We start from the raw sequence: 24,019 nt of genomic DNA on the forward strand, positions 1-24,019 counted from the left end.
AAATATGAGCAAACGTGATGATTTAATTGCTGTCTACACCCAAGATTTAAAAGAAAAATGTGGTGAGGCAAACCCTGATGTTGAGTTCCTAACTAAGGTAACTGTAGGTTTAGGTCCCTCAATTTATAACGATGATGCTTCAAAAGTATCAGGCTCTGACCAAACTGAATTAGACCGTGTGAAACAAAACTTCTTGATTAAGAAATTAGGTCTAACCGATAGTCCTGAATTAGACAAAGCTATTGATGCTGTTATTGAAAAATACGGTAGGTCTAACAGAAACAAACATCGTGCGGTGGTATATTATTTATTAGCTAAACACTTCAAAAAAGAAAGCGTTTACAATAAATAATTTTAAAGGAAAACAATAATAAGCTGTTCATTTTTTGAGCAGCTTATTATTTTTGTATTTTTTGTTCTTTGCACTAAACCTTTTCTAACTTTCTATTTATCTGATTTTTATTTTGTACATTTGCCCATTCAATACAAAATAATATGAACAAACAGAAGAAGTTACAACATCATAAGAATATTGCTACGGGCTTATTACTACTGATGTTATGTATTTATATAACAGTGGTATTTTTACTAAAATCGCACCCTCAACTTTCATTTTTAGGCTATATAAAAGCATTTACCGAAGCCGCTATGGTTGGAGCACTTGCCGACTGGTTTGCTGTAACGGCTCTTTTCAGAAAACCTTTAAATCTTAATATTCCACATACAAACCTCATTGAACAGCGAAAAAAAGATATAGGAGATAACCTCGGAGTATTTGTTGTTGATAACTTCTTAACCCCCCAGCAAATACGCCCTTATATTACTAATATTAATATCGCATCTTTTCTTATCAATTGGCTCTCTAATGATAAAAATAAGAGCTTTATTACTGATAATGCTTCACAATTGCTAAAAAATTTGGTAGATAACCATAAAAATACGATAGAAACCCATATTATTAGTCAATTTCCACCAATAATCCCTACTTTTATAGCGCAAACTATTGCTAAAAAAGTAACCGAAGGGCTTAATAACTACGTTATAACTCTCGCTAACAACCCTACAGAGCTAAATAATACTGTTGAAAAGCTCATACATCAATTAAAAACTAATGAAGCATTACAACACAAAATGAATAAATGGGTTCAGAAAATGGCTTATCAATTTGTACTTAAAAACAGAACAGAAGTAAGTACTCTTATTAGCTCGACTATTACTAATTGGGAGGGGAGAGCTCTTAGTGAAAAATTGGAATTGGAAGTGGGTAAAGACCTACAGTTTATTCGTATTAATGGTACTTTAGTAGGAGGTTTGGTGGGGCTGCTAATTTACACGCTCACCCAATTCTTGTAATGGCTATTTACACCTGATTTTTACAAAAACAAAAGCGAACAGAATACCAAAAGATGGCTTTCAGCCTTAAATTTTCCTTCAAAAAACTTTGAAAATCTTATAGCTTAATTTAAAAAAAAGCATTACCTTTGCAGCAATAATATAGAAATCAATACAAAATGGCATTAATAAAATCTATTTCAGGAATTCGTGGAACTATAGGAGGTAGTCCCGATGAAAATCTAACTCCTATCGATGCTGTTAAATTTGCAGCAGCTTATGGCACTTGGCTTAAAAACCATCGCAGTAAAAAAAACATAAAAGTAGTGATAGGACGTGATGCGCGTTTATCGGGCGAAATGGTACAGAACTTAGTGCAAAATACACTTATAGGGTTGGGTATTAATGTATTGGATGTTGGTTTGAGTACAACCCCTACGGTAGAAGTAGCAGTAACTATGGAACAAGCTGATGGGGGCATTATTATTACAGCAAGCCATAATCCTAAACAATGGAATGCTCTTAAATTGCTAAATCATTTGGGTGAGTTCCTCAATGCTGAAGAAGGAGAGGAGATATTACAAATAGCTGAAAGCAATGAGATTGTATTTGCTGAGGTAGATGAGCTAGGAAAACTAAGCTATAACGATAGTTATATACAACGCCATATAGATGCGGCACTTTCGCTATTACCGCTTTCAACAATCGAAGCAATTCGCACTAAGAAGTTTAAGATAGTAGTTGATGCCGTTAATTCTACCGGAGGAATTGCTATCCCAATGCTTTTAGAGCGATTAGGGGCTGAAGTAGTACCTTTATACTGCGAGCCTACAGGGCATTTTCCTCATAATCCGGAACCTCTTAAAGAACACCTCACCGATATATGCCAGAAAGTAGTTGCTGAAAAAGCTGATTTGGGTATTGTTGTAGACCCCGATGTGGATCGGTTGGCTATTATTACCGAAGAAGGTGAAATGTTTGGCGAGGAATACACTTTGGTAGCTTGTGCTGATTATATACTTAGCAAGCAGCGAGGCGCGGTAGTGTCTAATTTATCTTCATCGCGAGCTTTGCGTGATTTAGCTGAAAAATACAATGTGCCTTATGCAGCAGCTGCTGTAGGCGAAGTGAATGTGGTAGCTAAAATGAAAAAAGTAGACGCTATCATTGGTGGTGAAGGTAATGGAGGAATTATCTATCCTGAGTTGCATTATGGGCGTGATGGTTTAGTAGGTGTAGCACTCTTTTTGGCATTGCTCACCGAAACTAATACTACAGTAAGTGCCTTGCGCAAAACCTATCCTTCGTACTATATGAGCAAGAACAAAATAGAGCTTACACAAGGGCTTGACCCCGAGCACGTGCTACAAGTGATACAAGAAAAATATGCCTATGAAAAAACAACTACTATTGATGGACTTAAAATAGATTTTCCACATAGCTGGGTACACTTGCGAAAATCTAATACCGAGCCTATCATACGTATTTATACTGAGGCTAAAACACAAGCAGAAGCTGATGAACTTGCCTTGCGCTTTATAGAGGAAATGAAAACAATTAAATAAAATAGGACTTCAATTTAATTGTTTATTTCTGAAGCAACAAACAAAAGCCATTAACTGATAAAAAGTAAGTAAAACTTTTAATTGTCAAACAACTTTTATGGAAATTATTTTTCGAGAAAATTGTCTGAAAGAACTATATGAGGAAGGAAAAACAAAACATAAAAAGTATAAAACACTTCAGAAAGATATAGTAAAACGATTTATAAAGACAATAGATATACTAAAAGCTGCTGAAAAAATAGAAACTCTATTTTTATTTAATAGTTTAAATTATGAAAAACTCAAAGGAGATAAAAAAGGAATAGAATCTGTGAGAGTAAATGATAAATATCGGATAGAATTTGTAAGTTCTATCACAGAAGATACTCCTGCGATTACTATTTGTTCAATAATAGAACTTAATAACCATTATACATAAAAAACGAATATGATTACGAATAAATTAGTTCCCTTTATAGCAACTCATCCAGGAGAAGTAATAAAAGATGAAATAGAAGCCCGAAATATTTCTCAGCAAACATTTGCTTCTCTTTTGGGGGTAGAAGTATCCTATTTGGACGAGCTTCTTAATGCAAAAAGAAATATAACGGTAGATATAGCCCTTCTTTTAGAAAAAGAGTTGAAGATACCAGCTTCATTTTGGTTAAATCTACAATCTCAATACAATTTAGATAGTAGAGAAATAGAAATGAAATACGCAAAAACAATTACAAAACAACAAAAACAAGAACAGTTAGTTTTTGAAGAGTTATTGATTAACTAACAAAACAATTGCAAACAAAATAATTTTAAATATGAAATATTCAATTACGTTGCTATTGCTATTATTGGCAATAGTGGGAGCGAAAGCACAAACATTAGCTGAACGTATTAATGCTAAAAATGTAACTTTTGTAGATGTACGTACTCCCGAAGAATTTGCTAATGGTACAGTAGAAGGGGCTATCAATATTCCATTGGAACAGCTTGAAAAGCAGCTCAACCAGCTCAAAGGTAAAGAAAATATAGTACTTTTCTGTAGGCGTGGTATTCGTGCAGGTAAAGCACAAGATATTTTGAAGAAAAACGGAATTGCTGCCGTAAATGGCAAAACAGCAGCTCATATACAATCATTGCAGAAAGTGAATTTAGCCGATGAACTTACCTTTCGCAACGATAGGCAAACTACCTATTTTGTAAAAGATGGTAAGAGTATTAGGCAAGTAGCTGTAGCCTTAGGCGAAGGTGCAATCCTCAAAAAACATACTACCGATGTGCCTGCAACCCTTATTATGGTAAAAGGGGAAGTTCGTTTCCTTATCAATGGTGAAGAAATAATACTTAAAGACCTCGATACTTACCAAATACCTGTAGAGGTAGAACACGAAGTAATAGGTGTACAAAAAGAAAATATATTTATAATAACCAAACAATTAGCTGATTAGAACTTAAATATTAGTCGTTAGTCCTTAGCCTTTAGTCGTTAGATTGTAGTATATACCAACGACTAAACACTAAAGACTAACGACTAATCATTAAAGACTAATATTATCAATTAACCTTACCCCTTCGGCGTGTACTACTATAAAAGCACGATAGTTTTTGCCTTCTTCTTTCTGAGTGATATGTAATAGGGTATCAGCATCAGTAATTGTAAAGTATTCCAACTGAAAATCAGTTTCTTTAGCAAAAACATCATTTACCCACGCTTCTACCGCTGTAGGGCTATCTGTAGCAAAACGCTCTTTAGCAGCTAATAAAGTGCGATAGATAAAAGTGGCACGTTCTTTCATTGCAGGGCTTAATAAAGCATTGCGCGAACTAAGAGCTAAACCTTCTTCATTGCGCACTATAGGACAAGGAACAATCGTAACAGGCAAGCCTGTTTGTTGTACCATTTTTTTGATGATAAGTAGCTGTTGGTAATCCTTTTCGCCAAAATAAGCACGATTAGGCATCACAATTTCAAACAGCTTCTTAACAATAGTACCTACGCCATCGAAGTGTCCTGGACGGGAAGCACCTTCCATTACCTTGTCTAAATTGCCAAAATCAAAATGCTGAGCAGCAACATCATTTCCGTAAATGTCGGTTACTTCGGGTGCAAAAACAATTACATTTTTATCAACGGTAGCAATGAGTGCCGTATCGGCATCTAAAGTGCGTGGGTATCGTTGCAAATCAGTAGGATTGTTAAACTGTGTAGGGTTCACAAAAATGCTTACTACAACTGTGTCATTCTCTTCAATTGCTTTTTTTATCAGCGATAAATGCCCCTTGTGAAGTGCGCCCATAGTAGGTACTAAACCTATCGTTTTCCCTTGATTTTTAAGGGTTTCTATAGCTAAATGCAGTGCTTTTTGTTGTGTATAAATCATAGGTATAAAAAGTTTTTGGGTGCAAACTTATATATTTTTTGTGGATATGTACATATTTTTTTGTACTTTTGTGCTTTCTAAGCGATTTTAAAACATAAAAATACTTTTATGAAAGATAAAAAAGTGCTGTACGTTTCATCAGAGGTTTTGCCGTATTCGCCTTACAGTGAGTTAGCTAATTTGTCGTTTGAAGCACCGAGAATGGTAAATGCTAATGGGGGGCAAATACGCATTTTTATGCCTAAATTTGGCAATATAAACGAGCGTAGACACCAGTTGCACGAGGTAATCAGGCTATCAGGTATCAATATAGTTATCAATGATATAGATGTACCGCTTATTATCAAAGTCGCCTCTATCCCCAAAGAGCGTATTCAGGTATATTTTATTGATAATGATGACTATTTTCATCGTACAGGCACACTTTTTGATGAACAAGGTAATATGTATCCCGATAATGACGAACGTTGTATTTTCTTTGCTAAAGGGATTGTAGAGACTGTTAAGAAACTAAATTGGCTACCCGATGTTATTCATATACACGGCTGGGTATCAACGCTTTTGCCGCTATATCTGCGTACTTATTACAAAGATGAACCCATTTTTTCTGAAAGTAAGATTATTACCTCAGTTACCGATCCTGATTTTGAAGGTAGCTTAGATAACACTCTTATCAATAAAGTAGCTTTTGATGGTATTAGCAAAAAAACAATAGAACCTTTAAAGAATCCTACTTATCACAACCTGATGCGTATCGCTATCAAGCATTCTGATGGTGTGATTGTGGTGAGTGAGCAAATACCTGAGGATTTCCAAACATACCTTAAAAACTTGCGAAAACCTGTACTTTACAACAGCGATAAAGAAAATTTTCAAGAGTCATACCGTACTTTTTATACCAAAATATTAAAGAAATAAGAAATAACTGAATGAATAAAATTTATAAATTACTATTTTTAGCCATAGCACTTATGTTTTTAGGCGCTTGTTCTGACAATTCATTTAATGAATTAGATAATGCACTCCTCAAAGAACCTAATTATCTAACAAATGTATTTACCCCTACTATTTCGGTAGAACAAATAAACCAAACTGCGGTACAAACTAATGGATTGGGAGGCTATTTATTAGGTAAATACACCCAAGTTCCTTTTGGTACTAAATCAGTTACTATTGTGGCTCAGGTGGATTTACCGGCTGCTAACCCTACTTTTGGGGCAACTTCGCAAGCAGACGAGGTAAGAACTAACAAAAACGAACGTGAAACAGTAACAGAGGCTTATCTGTACCTCCCTTTTTATACTCCTAATAGCTTACTAAAAGAACCTAATTACCAAAAAGATACAGAATATCAGTTAGACTCTATCTATGGCAATAAAAGTGCCTCATTTAAAGTAGCTGTAAACGAACTTAACTACTACCTTAGTGATATCGATACAGACTTGAAATCTAAGGTATATTATAGTAATGATAGTGATGTGAGTAGCCACATAGGCAATGCTATCACTCCTGCAACCAACGCAGCAATAACTATAGATAACAAACCTATGGTGCGTTATCAGTTTGATGCTAAAACACTGAGCACTACTACTAAACAGTATGACATACAAGCACCTGGTTTGCGAGTGCCGTTGGATGCTTCATTCTTCCAACAAAAAATTATAGACAAAGAAGGTAGTGCTGAGCTCTCTTCTTCAGAAAGATTTAAAAGATACTTTAAAGGTATTGCTATTAGCCTTAACGACTTATCGGACGAGGTAATGATGCTAATGGATTTGAGTGCTGCCAAAATAGAAGTAGTTTATACCTATAGTGGTACTACAGCACTTAGCAAAAAACGCTTTGATATGCCGCTAAAAGGTGTAGCAATGAACTTGATAAATCAATCTGGTAGCCAGCTGAATGCTCCTAATAAATTCTATTTAGGAGGGGCTATGGGTAGCACAATTAGCCTCACTATTGCGGCAGGTGATATTGCCCGAATGAAAAATGAAAAAATGATGATTACCGATGCAAGTATCATTCTTTCAGTAGACCAAAGTGTTACTTATAAAAAAGAACCTGAACGTTTATTTATATACAAAGCTGCATCGGGTACTACACTTATTGATTACAATTTTGACCCTACTGCTAACGGGCAAACATCGGCGTATTCTGAGCTTGTTCACTTGAGCAAATTACACAAAGAGAATAATAAAGGGGCATATTATAGAGTAAGGATTACGAATCATTTAATGAACCTTATCAATAATAATAATGCTGTAAATGAACCATTGGCTATTGCAGTAGCTTCTAATGTGAAAAATACAAATTCATTGGCGTATAAACAAGGTAGCCAAATAGGTAAAGTACCTCAAACAAGTGTTGTAACACCTCTTGGCACTGTAATTACCGATGCAAAACTTATTATTCATTATACAAAAGTAAAGTAGATGGATATTAGAAGTCAGCTAAAAGCGCTTTTTCCCGACCATATAGAAGAGGAAGAACCTCAAGAAGAATCTTCTAATGTATGGTTGCAAGACGAACCACTGCTTTGTAAGTATGAAAAGCGCAAAGGGAAGCCCGTAACCATTATAGAAGGCTATAACGGTGCCGATAATGATTTTAAAATTTTAGCCAAAGAGCTAAAGATTCATTTAGGGGTAGGGGGGAGCACTAAAGATGAAACGATTATCATACAAGGAGATTATCGTGATAAGATTATGGATTACTTAAAAGCAAAAGGCTTTAAAGTGAAACGAGTGGGAGGATAAACTAATCAATAAACAAATTAATAATTGATAATATAATAAAAATGAGATTATTAGAAGGAAAAACAGCAATTATCACGGGAGCAAGTCGTGGTATAGGGCGCGGTATAGCTGAAGTATTTGCTGCACAAGGGGCAAATATAGCTTTTTCATACAGCTCATCGGTAGAGGCTGCTAAAAAATTAGAAACAGAACTCGCTGCTAAAGGGGTAAAAGTAAAAGGTTACCAGAGCGATGCTTCAAATTTTACACAATCTCAAGAGTTCGTAGATGCTGTAATAGCTGAATTTGGTGGTGTTGATATATTGGTGAACAACGCTGGTATCACCAAAGACAATTTGCTGATGCGTATTTCGGAAGAAGATTTTGATAAGGTGATAGAAGTGAATTTGAAGTCGGTATTTAATATGACAAAGGCTGTGCAACGCATAATGTTGAAACAGCGCAAAGGCTCGATTATCAATATGAGTAGCGTAGTAGGCATAAAGGGTAATGCTGGGCAAAGTAATTATGCGGCTTCAAAGGCAGGTATCATAGGTTTTACCAAATCTATTGCATTAGAGCTTGGCTCTCGCAATATACGCTGCAATGCTATAGCACCAGGTTTTATAGAAACTGAAATGACAGCAGTATTAGACGAAAAAGTAGTACAAGGCTGGCGTGATAGTATTCCACTAAAACGAGGTGGGCAGCCTGAAGATGTAGCCAATGCGTGTGTGTTTTTAGCTTCCGATTTATCTGCTTATATTACAGGGCAGGTACTAAATGTAGATGGTGGAATGCTTACATAATTTGGTTATATCAAAAAAACTATTTACTTTTGCAAAATGTTAATGAAGAATTATATAATTATCGGTGTTTTGGGGGTATTGCTTAGCTCTTGTAATGAATATCAAAAAGCTATCAAATCGTCAGACCCTGCTGTAAGATATGCTGAGGCTGAGAAACAATACAAAGCAAAGCGATACAAAAAAGCACTGCGTTTGTTTGAATTGGTAGCTGCCGATTACGCGGGTCGCCCTGAAGGCGAACGTATCTATTTCTTGCAAGGCGATGCTTATTACCAGTTGGGACAGTACACACTGGCTACTTATCCTTTTGAGCGATTACAAAAATTGTATCCTCGCAGTGATAAGGCTTTAGAAGCTGCCTTTTTAGAAGCTAAATCGTTGTATATGGAATCTCCTAAATATAGTGTAGATCAAACCTATACCAATCAGGCATTGGAAAAGTTACAGCTTTTTTTAGATAAATATGGTAACTCTGAGTATGCTAAAGAGGCTAATGAATTGACATTGGACTTGCTAACTCGCCTCCAGAAAAAAGAATTTGAGATAGCAAAGCAATACGATTTGATACGTGACTATCAGGCAGCGATGAAATCTCTTGATAACTTCTTGCTCAATAACCCTGGTAGTGTATTTAGAGAAGAGGCTCTTTACACACGTTTGCACTCGGCTTATGAGTGGGCTATAAATAGTGTAGAACACAAAAAGGAAGAGCGCCTACAGGTAGCTAAAGAGGCATACGAAACCTTAATGAAAGCATATCCTGATACAAAATTCAAAAAAGATGCTAATACAATGCTTGCCAAAGTAAATAGTTCATTAAAAAGTATAACACAAGAAAAATAATTATTATTCACTATGGATTTTAAACGAATAGACGCACCTACCTCTACCATTACTTACAACAAGGCTGCTATTGAAGCCCCTACTCAAAATATTTACGAAGCTATTTCGATTATAGCTAAAAGGGCTAACCAAATAAATGCTGAAATCAAAAAAGAATTGGTAGAAAAATTAGAGGCTTTTGCTACTAATAATGACAACTTAGATGAGGTATTTGAAAATAAAGAACAAATAGAAGTATCTCGTTTTTATGAACGTTTGCCTAAACCACAAGCCATAGCAGTAAAAGAGTGGTTGGACGGTAAAGTATACTATCGTGAAACTGAATAAATTGGTATATTGCATATGAAGGCTTTAAACTGTAAGCTATCCTTATGGTTTAAAGCCTTTTTTGCTAAAATTTTTGGCTGATGAAGATTCTCTTAGGCATTACAGGCGGTATAGCTGCCTATAAAACTCCTCAATTGGTGCGATTATTAGTGAAAAAAGGGTATAATGTACGCGTTATCCTTACTGAAAAAGCAAAAGATTTCGTTACCCCTCTTACTCTTAGTACGCTCTCTAAAGAACCTGTACTTAGCGACTTTGCTACTATTGATGGTGAGTGGAATAGCCACGTGGCTTTGGCTCAGTGGGCAGACTTACTCCTCATTGCTCCTGCTACTGCTAATACTATTGCCAAAATGGCTTCAGGACAGTGTGATAACCTCCTATTAGCTACTTATTTTTCGGCAAAGAAACCTGTGTGGGTAGCCCCAGCTATGGATTTAGATATGTATGCCCACCCCACTGTTACCGAAAATCTTATTAAATTAGAACGCTTTGGCAATCATATTATTCCTGCTACTTATGGCGAGCTTGCCAGCGGACTGGTAGGGCAGGGGCGTATGGCTGAACCTGAAGATATAGTTGCTTCTATAGAAACAGCCTTACAAGAAACACTTCCTCTGAAAGGCAAAAAAATACTTATTACCGCAGGACCTACCTATCAAGCTATAGACCCTGTGCGTTTTATTGGGAACTTTTCTACAGGAAAAATGGGTATTGCGATTGCTAACGAGGCTGTAAGACAAGGTGCTGAAGTACATTTGGTATTGGGACCTTCATCCGAAAAAAATATTGATAATAAGATTCATCTGCATAGGGTAGTGAGTGCGCAACAGATGTATGAATCCGCAGTAGCCCAATTTGAAACTTGTGATATGGCTATACTTGCTGCAGCTGTGGCTGACTATACCCCTGCTGAAGTAGCTCCCCAGAAAATTAAAAAGAAAGGTGATGAACTTATTCTTACATTAATACCTACAGTAGACATACTTGCTTCTTTGGGTAAACTCAAAACTACCCAAAAACTCATAGGCTTTGCATTAGAAACCGAAAACGAAGTAGAAAATGCGCAGCTTAAACTCCAAAAGAAAAATTTAGATGCCATAGTACTCAACTCACTGCGAGATAAAGGTGCTGGTTTTGGCACTGATACTAATAAAATCACTTTTATCACTGCCCAGCAACTACAAGAGTTTCCGCTGAAACACAAAGAAGCGGTAGCTAAAGATATTTTACAAAAATGTATGAGCTTATGAAAATCTATCTCTTATTATTGACCCTGTGTAGTACTTTTTTGGTACAAGCACAACGTATGCATTTAGATAGCCTTCAAACCCAATTATGGGCAACAGATGAAGGTGGTATAGAGGGCGTTTATATAAACAAGCAACATTACGATGAGGCAAAACGTACACTCATAAAAGAAAATACTGTAATGACAATGAACCCTTATATAAGAAAAAGTGTGTTTAAATACGATAAAGACGGACGAAATATCTTATATGAGACCTATGACAGACGAAAATCTGATGAAAAGTGGGAAAAATACCAAAAAGAAACCTATAAATTTGGCAAAGACAAGAAAACTACTTCTGTTTATACCTCATTTAAAAATAAATGGGTGAAAGAGCGCAAAGAAGAGCTCTATAAAAAAGGTAATTACTATTATTATATTGTTTATAAATGTCCTGAAGGGAGCCGTTGGCAACCCAATAGTAAGGAAACCTATTTAGAAAATGAAAAAGGAAACAAAATAGAGCGTATTACCTATAACAGAGCGCAAAAAGCAAAAGATTGGCAGCCCGAAGAAAAAATAACAACAATATATAGAAACGACACCATAGTACAAGGAGAAGTAAAAGCCCTTTGGGAAAACGGAAAATGGACAGATAACGCAAAATACGAATATGGAAAAGATAGTATTGTAGGAGATTATTCAGTTTATTATGAGTTATTAGGTGGAAAATGGCAACCTAAAGAAAGAAATTGCCAGAAAATGAGCATATCACCTAAAAAAATAACTTCATTGAAGCAAAGATGGAATGAAAAAGAACAAAAATGGGACGACTTCTTCTTAGCTGAAGAAAAATATAACGAAAATTACCGTATAGAAAGTTATATAAAGCGCCAATGGAATACAAATAAAGGAGGCTTTGAACAAGTAGAAGCACAAAACTACAAATACGATGAAGATGGTAACCTATTAGAGCACGCCATAACCTATAACGAGGAAGCAAAAGAAAAAGTAAAAGCTACCTATCAGTATGATAATGAGGGTAATAGAACTATCGCAGCCACCTATGAGTACAACGCCAAGGCTGATAAATGGGACGAAGTAGATAGAACAGTTTATACCTATGATACTGCTATAGAGCGAAAATCAGTAGTAGATGAAGGGGGTATTGCAATGCTTGATTTTTCCTCTAAAAACGCCGTACTAACAACAACTTACTACAGAAAGAATAAAAAACAATACGAGATACGTTATTTTTATAGTACGATGAAAAAATAGGTAGTTTATTTGGTAATTTTCTGAAAAAGAAGTATCTTTGTAACTTGAGTGATTAATAATAGAATAAAAATAAAATAATGAAAGCATATATTTTTCCTGGACAAGGAGCTCAATTTGTAGGAATGGGGCTCGATTTATATGAAAAATCAGCAGAAGCAAAAGCACTTTTTGAAGCTGCTAATAATATATTAGGTTTTGCTATTACCGAAGAAATGTTTGCTGGTAGCGATGAAGGTCTTAAACAAACTAAAGTAACTCAGCCTGCCATATTTCTGCACTCTGTTATCTTGAGTAAAGTACTTGGTAAATCTTTTGCTCCCCAAATGGTTGCTGGGCACTCATTGGGTGAGTTTTCGGCTTTGGTGGCTAATGGTACACTTACTTTTGAAGATGGGTTGCAGTTGGTAGCCAAACGAGCAGCCGCTATGCAAAAGGCTTGCGAGCTAAAACCTGGTACGATGGCAGCGGTATTGGGCTTGGAAGATAGCAAGGTAGAAGAACTTTGCGCTTCTATAGAAGGGATTGTAACGCCTGCCAATTACAATTGTCCTGGTCAGTTGGTGATTTCGGGAGAGATAAAAGCAGTAGAAGCGGCTTGCGAGAAAATGAAAGAAGCAGGAGCGAAACGTGCCCTTATTTTGCCTGTAGGAGGAGCGTTTCATTCAGCTTTGATGAAACCAGCCGAAGAGGAATTGGCAGCTGCTATAGAGCAAACGCGTTTTAGCAAGCCTTATTGCCCTGTATATCAGAATGTGACTACCACAGCGGTTAGCAATGAAAACGACATCAAAAAGAACCTTATCAATCAGCTTACAGCACCTGTAAAATGGACGCAAAGTGTGCAACAGATGATTGCTGATGGCGCTACAGAATTCATAGAAGTAGGTCCTGGCAAGGTATTGCAAGGATTGGTAAAGAAAATCAATAAAGAGGCAGTAGTGGCTTCAGCAGAAATATGATACAAGTAGAAAATTTACGTAAATCATTTGATGGAGTAGAGGTGCTGAAGGGTATTTCTACTACATTTGAGAAGGGGAAAACAAATTTGATTATAGGACAAAGTGGCTCAGGAAAAACAGTCTTCCTGAAGTCTTTATTAGGACTTTTCAAACCCGATAGCGGCGATATCATTTACGATGGTGTTCGCTATGCCGATATGAAACGTAAAGAACGTATTGCCTTGCGCCAAAAAATGGGAATGGTATTTCAAGGGAGTGCCTTGTTTGACTCGATGACTGTACTTGAAAACGTGATGTTTCCGCTAAAGATGTTTACAGAACAAACCGATAGTGAAATTCGTGAACGTGCTGATGTAGTACTTAGCCGAGTAAATTTGGTGAATGCAGAACACAAATTACCTTCTGAAATTTCAGGGGGTATGCAGAAGCGGGTAGCAATAGCACGGGCTATAGTGAATAATCCGCACTATTTGTTTTGTGATGAGCCTAACTCTGGTCTTGATCCTAAAACTTCTATAGTAATAGACAATCTTATACAAGAAATTACCCAAGAATTCAATATTACAACGGTTATCAATACGCACGATATGAACTCGGTGATGGAGATTGGTGCTAAAATTGTATTCTTGAAGAATGGTTATAAAGAATGGGAAGGGTCTAAAGATACGATATTTAGAACAGATAACGAAGCTGTTACCGACTTTGTATACTCTTCAGAGCTCTTTAAAAAAGTGCGAGAAGCAATGATAAAAGAAAATTAAAAAGGAAGTCCGGAAAGTTTGTTTTGTAGGGGCGATTGGCAAATCGCCTCTACAATTTAAATATCAATTTCGATTTGATTTCGTAGTAAATCATCAAAACTCTCGGCTTTGCGAATTAACTTTGCTTCATTGTTAATCCATAGAACCTCTGCAGGGCGCAAACGAGAATTGTAATTGCTTGCCATAGTGTAGCAATAAGCCCCTGCATTGTGAAAGCATAAAATATCACCTTCTGTAATTTCGGCTATTTGTCTGTTTGATGCAAAAGTATCAGTTTCGCACACATAACCCACTACCGAATAAAAACGCTTGCGCCCTTGTGGGTTGGATATGTTTTCAATGTAATGAGTAGCCCCGTAAAACATAGGGCGGATGAGGTGATTAAAGCCAGAATCAACGGCGGCAAATACAGTAGAGGTAGTTTGCTTGATGACATTTACTTTCACTAAAAAGTATCCAGCTTGGCTTACGAGAAATTTACCTGGTTCAAAAGCTAAAGTAAGGTCTCGCCCGTATTCTTTACAAAATTCTAAAAAACGGCTACTTAGGCGTTCGCCCAGTTCTTCAATATTGGTTTGTATATCGCCTTCCTTGTAGGGCACTTTGAAACCACTACCAAAATCAATAAATTGTAAATCTTTGAAATGTTTAGCAGTTTCAAACAGAATTTCAGCAGCATAAAGGAATACATCAATATCTAAAATATCGCTACCCGTATGCATATGGATACCGTTGATGTGCATTTTGGTATTCTCTACAATACGAAGAATGTGAGGTATTTGGTGGATACTAATACCAAATTTACTATCAATATGACCTACCGAAATATTAGCATTACCCCCTGCCATTACGTGAGGATTGATACGGATACAAACGGGTACTTCGGGGTGCTTACTGCCAAACTGTTCCAAAAAAGAAAGGTTATCAATGTTTAGCTGTACGCCTAATTGCATAGCCTCTTCTATCTCATTCATAGAAACACCATTGGGAGTGAAGATGATTTGTGAGGGGGCAAAGCCTGCTCGTAAGCCCAATTGAACCTCCTGAATGGAAACAGTATCGAGCCCAGCCCCTAATTTTTTCATTAGCTTTAAAACTGATAGATTGGAGAGGGCTTTCATAGCGTAGTTGATACGCAAATGAGGTACATTGGCAAAAGCGTTAGTAAGGCGCTGGTATTGGCTGCTGATTTTATCAGCATCATACACATATACGGGACTACTAAAAGTTTTGGCTATGGATTGTAAGTCTTCTATTTTCATTGAAAATTAATTTATTATGCCACAAAAGTAAGAAAAATTTGCTATCCTCAAAAAAAAACCTTTTCTTTGCAGTTGGAAATAGATTTAAACTGATAAATCAGTATGAAAACGATAAACGAAATACGCGCTGATTTTCCTATATTGAAGCGCCTCATAAATAAACAACCTCTTATTTATTTTGATAATGGTGCTACCTCGCAAACTCCTGTGCAAGTGGTAGATAGGATAGTGCAATACTATTCGTATGAGAATGCTAACATACACAGAGGAGTACATACTCTTAGCCAAGAAGCTACCGATTTGTATGAGCAAGCACGACAAAAACTACAAAAACACTTTAATGCACAAAAATCTTCCGAAATACTTTTTACAGCGGGTACTACACACGGTATCAACCTTGTAGCGAGTGGTTATGGTGCTCTAATGCAGGCTGGCGATGAGGTAATTGTCTCGGCTTCAGAACACCATAGTAACATTGTTCCTTGGCAGTTGGCTTGCCAACGTAGTGGCGCTATCCTGAAAGTAATCCCAATGAACGAGTATGGGATTTTGGATTTAGAGGCATATAGCCGTTTGCTTACTGAGCGTACTAAAATAGTTTGTGTACAACACGTATCGAATGCTTTGGGGAACATACATCCTATAAAGGAAATTATAGAGTTGGCTCACCAGCGAGGAGCTGTGGTAATTGTAGATGGGGCACAAGCTGCACCTCACCTTCAAATAGATGTGCAAGCCCTTGATGTTGATTTTTATGCCGTATCGGGGCACAAAATGTATGCGCCTACAGGTATAGGAATGCTTTATGGTAAGGAAGCATTACTTTTGGCACTTCCGCCTTATCAGGGGGGGGGCGAAATGATAAAAGAGGTATGCTTTGAAAAGAGTACTTACGCTGATTTGCCTTATAAATTTGAGGCTGGAACACCTAATATTTGTGGAGGTATTGCCTTTGGAACTGCTATAGACTATATGCACTCACTGGGGCTGGCAGATATGGCTGCTTATGAGCATAAATTACTAGCATATGCTATTGAAAAACTACAAACTATAGAGGGAATTATCCTTTATGGTAATCCTGATTTAGAGAAACGTACGGCAGTGATATCGTTTAACCTGAAAGGTATACACCCTTATGATGTAGGGACTATTTTGGATAAAATGGGGATAGCGGTACGTACGGGGCACCATTGTGCGCAACCTATTATGGATTTTTACCATATACCTGGTACCATACGCGCAAGTTTTGCTGTTTACAATACCTTTGATGAAATAGATACCTTTGTGGAGGGTGTAAAAAAAGCCCAGAAAATGTTGTCTTAAAATTGACAGATATGAAAGAAAAAATACAACAATTACGCGATGAGCTAAACCAGCATAATTATAACTATTACGTGCTTGATACGCCTACAATTTCGGATTACGAATTTGACCAAAAACTGAAAGAATTACAGGCTTTGGAGCAGGCGCACCCCGAATTTTATGATGAAAACTCGCCTACTGTGCGTGTAGGAGGAAGCATTACTAAGAATTTTCCTACAGTAGTACACGAATATAGAATGTATTCGTTGGATAACTCTTATTCTAAAGAAGATATAGAGGAATGGGAGCAGCGGATTATCAAAACGTTGGGAAGTGAAGATATTAGTTTTACTTGCGAACTGAAATATGATGGGGCTTCTATAGACTTACTTTATGAAGACGGCAAGCTGAAGCAAGCTACTACACGAGGAGATGGTATTCAAGGAGATGATATTACGGCTAATGTACGTACCATTGGTTCAGTACCATTACAGTTGCGAGGAGATTATCCACAGCGTTTTTATATACGGGGTGAAATAGTAATGCCTAAAAAGGCTTTTGAAAGACTAAATCAAGAACGTGTAGCTGCGGGTGAAGATCCTTTTATGAATCCGCGTAATACGGCTAGTGGTAGTTTGAAATTACAAGATACTGCTGAGGTAGCAAAACGTGGCTTGGATTGTTTGTTGTATTTTTTGGTGGGTGACACAGGTATTGCTACCCAATTTGAAAGTTTAGAGAAAGCTAGAGAGTGGGGATTCAAAGTGCCTAATTACTCGCGCTTATGTCATTCTACTCAAGAGGTGATGGATTTCATCAATGAATGGGATACCAAACGCCACACACTTCCTTATGAAACCGATGGGGTAGTGATAAAAGTGAATAACGTAGCGCAACAACAAGAGTTGGGCTATACCTCTAAATCGCCGCGCTGGGCAATGGCTTATAAATACAAGGCAGAACAAGTAGATACGCAGCTGGAGAGTATCTCATACCAAGTGGGGCGCACGGGCGCGATTACTCCTGTAGCTAATTTGAAACCTGTACTTTTAGCAGGTACTATCGTAAAACGTGCTTCATTACACAATGCCGACCAAATTGAAAAATTGGATATTCACATAGGTGATTGGGTATATGTAGAAAAAGGAGGAGAAATCATTCCTAAAATTGTGGGAGTGAATTTAGACAAGCGAGAACCCGATGCAGTACCTGTTAGTTATATTACACATTGCCCCGAATGTGATACCGAATTGGTGCGCAATGAAGGGGAGGCTCAGCATTACTGCCCCAATACCTACCACTGTCCGCCTCAAATTACTGGAAAGATACAGCATTTTATATCGCGTAAGGCTATGGATATAGAAGGTTTGGGCGAGGAGACGGTAGAACTGCTCTTCCGTTCAGGCGTTATAGAGAACTACGCCGACCTTTATGAAATAACGGTAGAAAAGTTATTGCCTTTAGAACGTATGGCGAAGAAGAGTGCTGAAAATATTGTAAAGGGAATTGAAAAATCTAAAGAAGTGCCGTTTGAAAGGGTGCTATTTGCTTTGGGTATTCGTTATGTAGGCGAAACGGTAGCTAAGAAATTGGCACGGCATTACAAAAATATAACAGCTCTTGAAAATACTACAGTGGAACAACTCGTAGAGGTAGATGAAATAGGTAACCAAATAGCTACGAGTGTAGTGAACTTTTTTCAGGAAGAATACAATAAAGAACTTATCAATAGGCTGAAGGAATACGGCTTGCAGTTTGAATTATCGGCAGAAGCTACTGCAGGGCAAACGGATACACTTAAAGGTAAGACGTTTGTGGTATCGGGGGGATTTAGTTTATATTCACGTGACGAGCTAAAAGCACTCATAGAGCAACACGGTGGCAAAGTAGGTTCTTCAATATCTTCTAAAACCGATTACGTGATTGCTGGTGATAAAATGGGACCCAGCAAGCGTGAAAAAGCCGAGAGTTTGGGTGTGAAAATTATAGATGAAGTAGCGTTCCAATCGTTAATAATCAGTTAAAATAATAATAGAAGTTTGGTGCATTAAACTAAAACACGTACCTTTGCCCAAATTTAGAGAAAAAATTATAGGAATGTCTGTTTTACGTTGTATTCTTTTTCAGCTATTTTTGGTGATGTTTTCTGTTGGTTATGCTCAGAAAACACCAGTATTTAAAGTAGTTTTAGACGCTGGACACGGAGGTAAAGACCCGGGTAAAGTAGTAGATAAAACTATCTATGAAAAAGACATAGTACTAAAAATAGTGTTACTTGTAGGTAAAAAATTGGAGGCTTATCCTGATATTAAGGTGATTTACACTCGTAAAACCGATGAACTTATAGATTTGTATGAGCGCGGTGATATAGCCAATAAAAATAAAGCAGATGTATTTGTATCAGTGCACTGCAATGCACACGAAACACAAGTGGATGGTGCTGAAACCTATGTGCTGGGGCTCAATGCAAATGAACAGAACTTTGAGGTAGCAAAAGCCGAAAACTCTGTGATTTATTTGGAAGATAACTACAAGAAAAAATATGCCCAATACAATATCAATTCTCCCGAATCTATTATAGGACTCTCTATTATGCAAGAAGAGTTCTTGGAACAGAGTATTCAGCTTGCTAAGATAATACAAAATCAGCTTACTGGGGTGATGAAGCGTACCAATAGAGGGGTACGACAAGCAGGGTTTATCGTTCTGCACCAAACCTATATGCCAAGCGTACTTATAGAAACTGCTTTCTTAACAAATAACGAGGAGCGCAAGTTTTTGCTTTCTTCTAAAGGACAAGAAGAGTTTGCTGAAAATATAGCCAATGCTATTGTTACTTATAAAAAGTGGGTACGAGGACAAAGTACAGGTGTATCATCAGATGATATAATATCAGTACAAGGTACTGGGCGCAAACATCGTCCTACACCTCCTAAAACAAGTAGTACGAAAAGTAATAGCACCCCTATTTATAAAATACAAATATCATCAAGCCCTAAGCAGGTGGAGCCTAAGGCTTTTAACTTTAGTGGTTTATCGCCTATATCAATGGTAAAAGATGGTAATGTATGGGTTTATTATTACGGTAATACAAACAAACATAAAGTAGCCCTTGATTTACTGAATACTGCAAAAAAAAAAGGTTATAAAGATGCTTACATATGTGCTTTTTTGGAAGGCAAACGCATTACTGTTGAAAAAGCTAAACAGTTAGAAAAATAAACTTAAAAAAGAAACAAATGAAAAAATCACGAGTTTTAAAATTACTTATATTTATTGCTGCAGTTGCAATAATATTTTTTATAGGGCTAAAGATAGCTAAAGGAGCTTTATTTGAAAGTACTAATACTTATTATGCCTACTTTCCTCATTCGGGAGGATTGAAAGCAGGTACTCAAATAACAGTAAATGGTGTGAAAGTAGGGAATGTAGAATCTGTTGATTTGGAACAAGAAACAGGAAAAATAAAGGTTACTATGCAGTGTGCAGATAAATACAAATTCTCTAAAAATAGTGTAGCCGAACTGTATAATAGCCTATTAGGAGGTGCAGGATTGCAAATACTTCCTGCCTTTGACAATGCTCCTGTTATCGAATCGGAAGGCGAATTTCAGGCTCGCATACAAGAAGATATGCTGGCATCAATTTCTTCATCTATTAAGCCTACCCAAGAAAAGCTAAATCGCTTATTAAATCAAGCTGATACCACCCTTACAGGTGTAAATAAAATTTTAGATGCACAAACCACTTCAGAACTTAAAGGTGCTATTGCCGAGCTTAGTGCTACAATGCGCAATCTCAATAAAGCTTCAGTAACACTTAACAATATGCTGATAGCCAATCAGGCAAACTTGCAAGCTACTTTGCAAAATGCCAATAAGATGACAGCAGAACTTGCTAAACTATCAAGCGAATTATCAGCAACAGAACTTAATAAAACAATAGCCGACGCTCAAAAAACACTTGCCAACCTCAATACTCTTTTAGCAAGCGTAGAAAGTGGCAACGGAACAATAGGCAAACTACTAAAAGACGAAGCACTTTATAAAGATTTAGATAAATCGGCTAAACAATTAGAACTCTTGTTAGAAGACTTCCGTCTGAATCCAAAACGCTATGTACACTTCTCCGTATTTGGCAAAAAAGCTAAAACATACGAACCTCAAGACGAACAAAAAGCAAAATAACTTATTTATAATTTGATGAACCTCATTCCTAACATAGTATTTGTAGTACTTCTCTGTATAGGAGGAGGTTTTTTTATTTATAATTGTAAGAAGCTCATCCGTAACATTCGTTTAGGTAAACCTATAAATGTACAAGATAATAAGAAACAACGCCTCAAGAATATGTTGCGTATTGCTTTGGGGCAACGCAAAATGACAGTACGCCCTGTGGCTGCAATACTGCATATTATAGTTTATGTAGGTTTCTTTATTATAAATATAGAGCTGCTGGAGATTGTAATTGATGGTATTGTAGGAACACACAGAATCTTTGCCGTTTTAGGTACTTTCTATAATATTGTTATTGGTAGTTTTGAAGTATTAGCTCTTTTGGTGATTGTTGCCATTATTACCTTTTGGGTAAGGCGTAATCTGCTGAAGCTATCTCGCTTTCAAAAACCTGAGTTGAAAGGCTCGGCTAAGAAAGATGCAAATTTCATTCTTTATGCCGAAACTACAATAATGCTTCTTTTTTTGCTGATGAACGCTGCCGATGCACAACTGCAAGCACTAAACGCACCTCATTATCTGCAAGCAGGCTATTTTCCTATTAGCAAAATATTGATACCTTTGATAGAGAGCTTTTCCGTAGGTACTCTTATTATTATAGAACGTACTTGTTGGTGGCTACACATTATTGGTATTTTGTGTTTTTTGAATTATTTGTATTACTCCAAACATCTGCATATATTATTAGCCTTTCCTAATACTTATTTTGCATCTTTGCGCCCTATGGGAGCTTTTAAGGTAAATGAAGCCATTACCAATGAGGTAAAACTAATGCTAAACCCCGAAGCCGACCCTTTTGCAACTACTACTGAAAGCGCCACTCCTCCCGAAAAATTTGGTATACAAGATGTTACCGACCTCACTTGGGTACAACTACTAAGTGCCTACACTTGTACCGAATGTGGGCGTTGTACCGATGAATGCCCAGCCAATCTTACAGGCAAAAAACTCTCACCTCGTGCAATTATGATGAAAACTCGTGATAGAATAGAGGAAGTAGGTAGAAATATAGACCGTCATAAAGGAAAGTTTGAACCTGATGGCAAAACACTTTTAGGTGATTATATTACAGCCGAAGAGCTATGGGCTTGCACCACTTGCAATGCTTGCGTAGAGGCTTGCCCCGTGAGTATTAATCCGTTGGAGATAATTATGGATATGCGCCAATATGTTGTGATGGAACAGTCGGGAGCACCCAATGAACTGAATATGATGATGAATAATATAGAAAACAATGGTGCCCCTTGGGCTTATAGCCAAGCAGATAGATTACAATGGGCTGATAATAAAGCATAGTTTATTATTATACAAAAAAGAGAGGCTGTCTCACACGAGGCAGCCTCTCTTTTCTTGTAAACTTATTAAAGTGCTTTATTCACTTCGCGTACTGCAGCAGTACTTTCAGCAAATTTAGCTTTTTCAGCATCGTTTAGTTTTAATTCCACGATTTTTTCTACTCCGTTTTTACCTATCAGTACAGGTACTCCTACGCATACATCTTTTTCACCGTATTCACCTTCAAGTAATACAGAGCAAGGGAAGAGTTTCTTTTGGTCGCAAGCAATAGCTTGTACGAGAGCAGATACAGCAGCACCAGGAGCATACCAAGCCGAAGTACCCAAAAGTTTAGTGAGCGTAGCACCACCCACCTTAGTATCATCAGCTACTTGTGCCAAGTGTTCAGCACTTAGGAATTCCGATACAGGTACACCACGATAACTTGCAAGGCGAGTAAGAGGAAGCATACCACTATCGCTGTGAGCAGCAATTACCATACCATCAACGTCTGAGATAGGGCAGTTAAGTGCTTCGGCAAGGCGGTATCTAAAACGAGCACTATCAAGAGCCCCACCCATACCAATGATACGGTTTTTAGGTAAGTTGGTAGCTTTGTGCACCAAGTAAGCCATAGTGTCCATAGGGTTACTCACCACAATCACGATTACGTTGGGTGAGTATTTTACAAGCTGTTCTACCACCGATTTTACAATGTTAGCATTAGTACCAATCAGTTCCTCGCGTGTCATACCAGGTTTGCGTGGTATCCCCGAAGTGATTACAGCAACATCACTACCTGCCGTTTTAGAATAATCGTTAGTAACGCCCACGATACGAGTGTCAAAGCCATTAAGAGATGCAGTTTGCATCAAGTCCATAGCTTTTCCTTCGGCAAATCCTTCTTTGATGTCAATTAGAACAACTTCTGAAGCAAAGTTTTTAATTGCAACATACTCGGCGCAGCTCGCTCCTACGGCACCTGCACCTACAACTGTAACTTTCATATAATCTATAATTTAAGTCAGAAGGAAGTTAATTAAGTCCTTTCTGAGGGTTATTTTATCGCACAAATGTACTAATATTTATTGAATCTTGCAAATATTTTTTATAATTTTTTGATTTTCGTTAATCTCGTCTTACAAAACAAAATTTTTAGAGTTCTTTAACGATATTTGCTAATTATCAAAATATCACTACCTTTGCCTTAAAATAATAGAAAATGAAGAATTTAGAACTCAAACTCCCACCAGCTGCAGTATGGATTATTTGCGCCTTGATAATGTGGGGGATTACTCGTTTATTACCATTTTTAGCATTGCCTCGTATGCCCCTAGTGGCTATAGCCGTTGCAGGGATAGGTATAGGCATTGCATTCGCAGGTGTTTGGAGTTTTCATAAAGCTCGTACTACTATCAATCCTCTCACCCCCTCGCAAGCTACTCATTTTGTTTCAAAGGGTGTATATCAGCTCAGCCGTAACCCAATGTACGTAGGCTTGGCTTGCTGTTTGATAGCTTGGACTATATGGCTCACTTATCTTCTAGCTTGGATAGGAATACCGCTATTCATAGCCTATATGACACACTTTCAAATCATTCCAGAAGAACGTGTACTAAAATTGAAATTTGGCAAAGAATACGAAAACTATTGCCTAAAAGTGCGCCGATGGCTGTAAATTCATCATTCCCCTCTACAACAAAGTTAGCAATTTATGAGCGAAGGTTGAGCGAAGGTTGAGCGAAGGA

The 24,019-nt window shown here is 37.2% G+C and carries 25 protein-coding genes; 22 read left to right on the plus strand and 3 right to left on the minus strand.

The genetic code is table 11. The features are described 5' to 3' along the window. The first annotated feature begins 4 nt into the window (after window positions 1–4). The 6 genes from HMPREF9075_RS06770 to HMPREF9075_RS06795 all read left to right on the plus strand — a co-directional run bounded on the left by HMPREF9075_RS06770 (window position 5) and on the right by HMPREF9075_RS06795 (window position 4,321). Entirely contained in the window at window positions 5–352 is a 348-nt protein-coding gene (locus HMPREF9075_RS06770; protein WP_009415763.1) for a DUF2853 family protein, read from the plus strand. 143 nt (window positions 353–495) lie between these two features. After that, complete coding sequence (locus tag HMPREF9075_RS06775; protein WP_009415764.1) at window positions 496–1,353, plus strand: DUF445 domain-containing protein; 858 nt, start codon at window positions 496–498, stop codon at window positions 1,351–1,353. Between the two features lie 158 nt (window positions 1,354–1,511). Further along, the gene (gene glmM, locus HMPREF9075_RS06780) at window positions 1,512–2,897 is read left to right on the plus strand and encodes a phosphoglucosamine mutase (protein WP_009415765.1); all 1,386 of its coding nucleotides are present in this window, start codon (window positions 1,512–1,514) and stop codon (window positions 2,895–2,897) included. Between the two features lie 97 nt (window positions 2,898–2,994). Further along, complete coding sequence (locus HMPREF9075_RS06785) at window positions 2,995–3,315, plus strand: type II toxin-antitoxin system RelE/ParE family toxin (RefSeq protein WP_009415766.1); 321 nt, start codon at window positions 2,995–2,997, stop codon at window positions 3,313–3,315. Window positions 3,316–3,324: 9 nt separating this feature from the next. Next, window positions 3,325–3,660, plus strand: coding sequence for a HigA family addiction module antitoxin (locus HMPREF9075_RS06790; RefSeq protein WP_009415767.1), 336 nt, complete (start codon window positions 3,325–3,327; stop codon window positions 3,658–3,660). A gap of 31 nt (window positions 3,661–3,691) precedes the next feature. Further along, a complete protein-coding gene (locus HMPREF9075_RS06795) occupies window positions 3,692–4,321 on the plus strand; it encodes a rhodanese-like domain-containing protein (protein WP_009415768.1) in 630 nt (209 codons plus the stop codon). Between the two features lie 90 nt (window positions 4,322–4,411). Here the strand turns inward: HMPREF9075_RS06795 and panC are convergent, their stop codons facing one another. Next, complete coding sequence (gene panC, locus HMPREF9075_RS06800) at window positions 4,412–5,254, minus strand: pantoate--beta-alanine ligase (protein WP_009415769.1); 843 nt, start codon at window positions 5,252–5,254, stop codon at window positions 4,412–4,414. A gap of 108 nt (window positions 5,255–5,362) precedes the next feature. On the opposite strand from panC, the gene HMPREF9075_RS06805 reads away from it, so the two are divergent. From HMPREF9075_RS06805 to HMPREF9075_RS06850, 10 genes are all read left to right on the plus strand, one after another. After that, window positions 5,363–6,172 (plus strand): glycogen/starch synthase, encoded by an 810-nt coding sequence (locus HMPREF9075_RS06805; protein ID WP_009415770.1) that lies wholly within the window; start codon window positions 5,363–5,365, stop codon window positions 6,170–6,172. A gap of 11 nt (window positions 6,173–6,183) precedes the next feature. Continuing rightward, on the plus strand, window positions 6,184–7,686 hold the full coding sequence (locus HMPREF9075_RS06810; protein ID WP_009415771.1) for a DUF4270 domain-containing protein: 1,503 nt from the start codon (window positions 6,184–6,186) through the stop codon (window positions 7,684–7,686). After that, a complete protein-coding gene (locus HMPREF9075_RS06815) occupies window positions 7,687–8,010 on the plus strand; it encodes a translation initiation factor (RefSeq protein ID WP_009415772.1) in 324 nt (107 codons plus the stop codon). It begins immediately after the preceding gene. A gap of 41 nt (window positions 8,011–8,051) precedes the next feature. Beyond that, window positions 8,052–8,798, plus strand: coding sequence for a 3-oxoacyl-[acyl-carrier-protein] reductase (gene fabG / locus HMPREF9075_RS06820; protein ID WP_009415773.1), 747 nt, complete (start codon window positions 8,052–8,054; stop codon window positions 8,796–8,798). A gap of 36 nt (window positions 8,799–8,834) precedes the next feature. Further along, on the plus strand, window positions 8,835–9,641 hold the full coding sequence (locus tag HMPREF9075_RS06825; RefSeq protein ID WP_009415774.1) for an outer membrane protein assembly factor BamD: 807 nt from the start codon (window positions 8,835–8,837) through the stop codon (window positions 9,639–9,641). Window positions 9,642–9,653: 12 nt separating this feature from the next. Continuing rightward, a complete protein-coding gene (locus HMPREF9075_RS06830; protein ID WP_009415775.1) occupies window positions 9,654–9,968 on the plus strand; it encodes a DNA-directed RNA polymerase subunit omega in 315 nt (104 codons plus the stop codon). A gap of 80 nt (window positions 9,969–10,048) precedes the next feature. After that, window positions 10,049–11,221 (plus strand): bifunctional phosphopantothenoylcysteine decarboxylase/phosphopantothenate--cysteine ligase CoaBC, encoded by a 1,173-nt coding sequence (gene coaBC, locus HMPREF9075_RS06835; protein ID WP_009415776.1) that lies wholly within the window; start codon window positions 10,049–10,051, stop codon window positions 11,219–11,221. Beyond that, window positions 11,218–12,477, plus strand: a complete 1,260-nt coding sequence (locus HMPREF9075_RS06840) for a hypothetical protein (protein ID WP_157049232.1) — start codon at window positions 11,218–11,220, stop codon at window positions 12,475–12,477. Before coaBC ends, HMPREF9075_RS06840 begins: the two co-directional genes overlap by 4 nt. A gap of 77 nt (window positions 12,478–12,554) precedes the next feature. Then, a complete protein-coding gene (gene fabD / locus HMPREF9075_RS06845; protein ID WP_009415778.1) occupies window positions 12,555–13,436 on the plus strand; it encodes an ACP S-malonyltransferase in 882 nt (293 codons plus the stop codon). Next, a complete protein-coding gene (locus tag HMPREF9075_RS06850; RefSeq protein ID WP_009415779.1) occupies window positions 13,433–14,197 on the plus strand; it encodes an ABC transporter ATP-binding protein in 765 nt (254 codons plus the stop codon). Before fabD ends, HMPREF9075_RS06850 begins: the two co-directional genes overlap by 4 nt. Before the next feature lie 56 nt (window positions 14,198–14,253). Here the strand turns inward: HMPREF9075_RS06850 and lysA are convergent, their stop codons facing one another. Beyond that, on the minus strand, window positions 14,254–15,459 hold the full coding sequence (lysA, locus tag HMPREF9075_RS06855) for a diaminopimelate decarboxylase (protein WP_009415780.1): 1,206 nt from the start codon (window positions 15,457–15,459) through the stop codon (window positions 14,254–14,256). 102 nt (window positions 15,460–15,561) lie between these two features. Between lysA and HMPREF9075_RS06860 the strand changes: the two genes are divergently transcribed. The 5 genes from HMPREF9075_RS06860 (at window position 15,562) to HMPREF9075_RS06880 (ending at window position 22,292) form a co-directional block, all read left to right on the plus strand. Further along, window positions 15,562–16,782: an aminotransferase class V-fold PLP-dependent enzyme gene (locus tag HMPREF9075_RS06860; RefSeq protein ID WP_009415781.1), complete on the plus strand. Its 1,221-nt coding sequence runs from the start codon at window positions 15,562–15,564 to the stop codon at window positions 16,780–16,782. 11 nt (window positions 16,783–16,793) lie between these two features. Beyond that, on the plus strand, window positions 16,794–18,785 hold the full coding sequence (gene ligA / locus HMPREF9075_RS06865; protein WP_009415782.1) for an NAD-dependent DNA ligase LigA: 1,992 nt from the start codon (window positions 16,794–16,796) through the stop codon (window positions 18,783–18,785). A 73-nt stretch (window positions 18,786–18,858) separates the two neighbouring features. Then, the gene (locus HMPREF9075_RS06870; protein ID WP_034557113.1) at window positions 18,859–19,983 is read left to right on the plus strand and encodes an N-acetylmuramoyl-L-alanine amidase; all 1,125 of its coding nucleotides are present in this window, start codon (window positions 18,859–18,861) and stop codon (window positions 19,981–19,983) included. Window positions 19,984–20,000: 17 nt separating this feature from the next. Then, window positions 20,001–20,948 (plus strand): MlaD family protein, encoded by a 948-nt coding sequence (locus HMPREF9075_RS06875; RefSeq protein ID WP_009415784.1) that lies wholly within the window; start codon window positions 20,001–20,003, stop codon window positions 20,946–20,948. A 15-nt stretch (window positions 20,949–20,963) separates the two neighbouring features. After that, complete coding sequence (locus HMPREF9075_RS06880) at window positions 20,964–22,292, plus strand: (Fe-S)-binding protein (protein WP_009415785.1); 1,329 nt, start codon at window positions 20,964–20,966, stop codon at window positions 22,290–22,292. Between the two features lie 65 nt (window positions 22,293–22,357). Here the strand turns inward: HMPREF9075_RS06880 and HMPREF9075_RS06885 are convergent, their stop codons facing one another. Further along, complete coding sequence (locus tag HMPREF9075_RS06885; protein WP_009415786.1) at window positions 22,358–23,278, minus strand: malate dehydrogenase; 921 nt, start codon at window positions 23,276–23,278, stop codon at window positions 22,358–22,360. A 215-nt stretch (window positions 23,279–23,493) separates the two neighbouring features. Here HMPREF9075_RS06885 and HMPREF9075_RS06890 point away from each other — a divergent pair, with 215 nt between their 5' ends. Then, the gene (locus HMPREF9075_RS06890) at window positions 23,494–23,949 is read left to right on the plus strand and encodes an isoprenylcysteine carboxylmethyltransferase family protein (RefSeq protein WP_009415787.1); all 456 of its coding nucleotides are present in this window, start codon (window positions 23,494–23,496) and stop codon (window positions 23,947–23,949) included. The last annotated feature ends 70 nt before the right edge of the window (window positions 23,950–24,019 follow it).

It is taken from the genome of Capnocytophaga sp. oral taxon 332 str. F0381, assembly GCF_000318275.2.
GTDB lineage: Bacteria > Bacteroidota > Bacteroidia > Flavobacteriales > Flavobacteriaceae > Capnocytophaga > Capnocytophaga bilenii.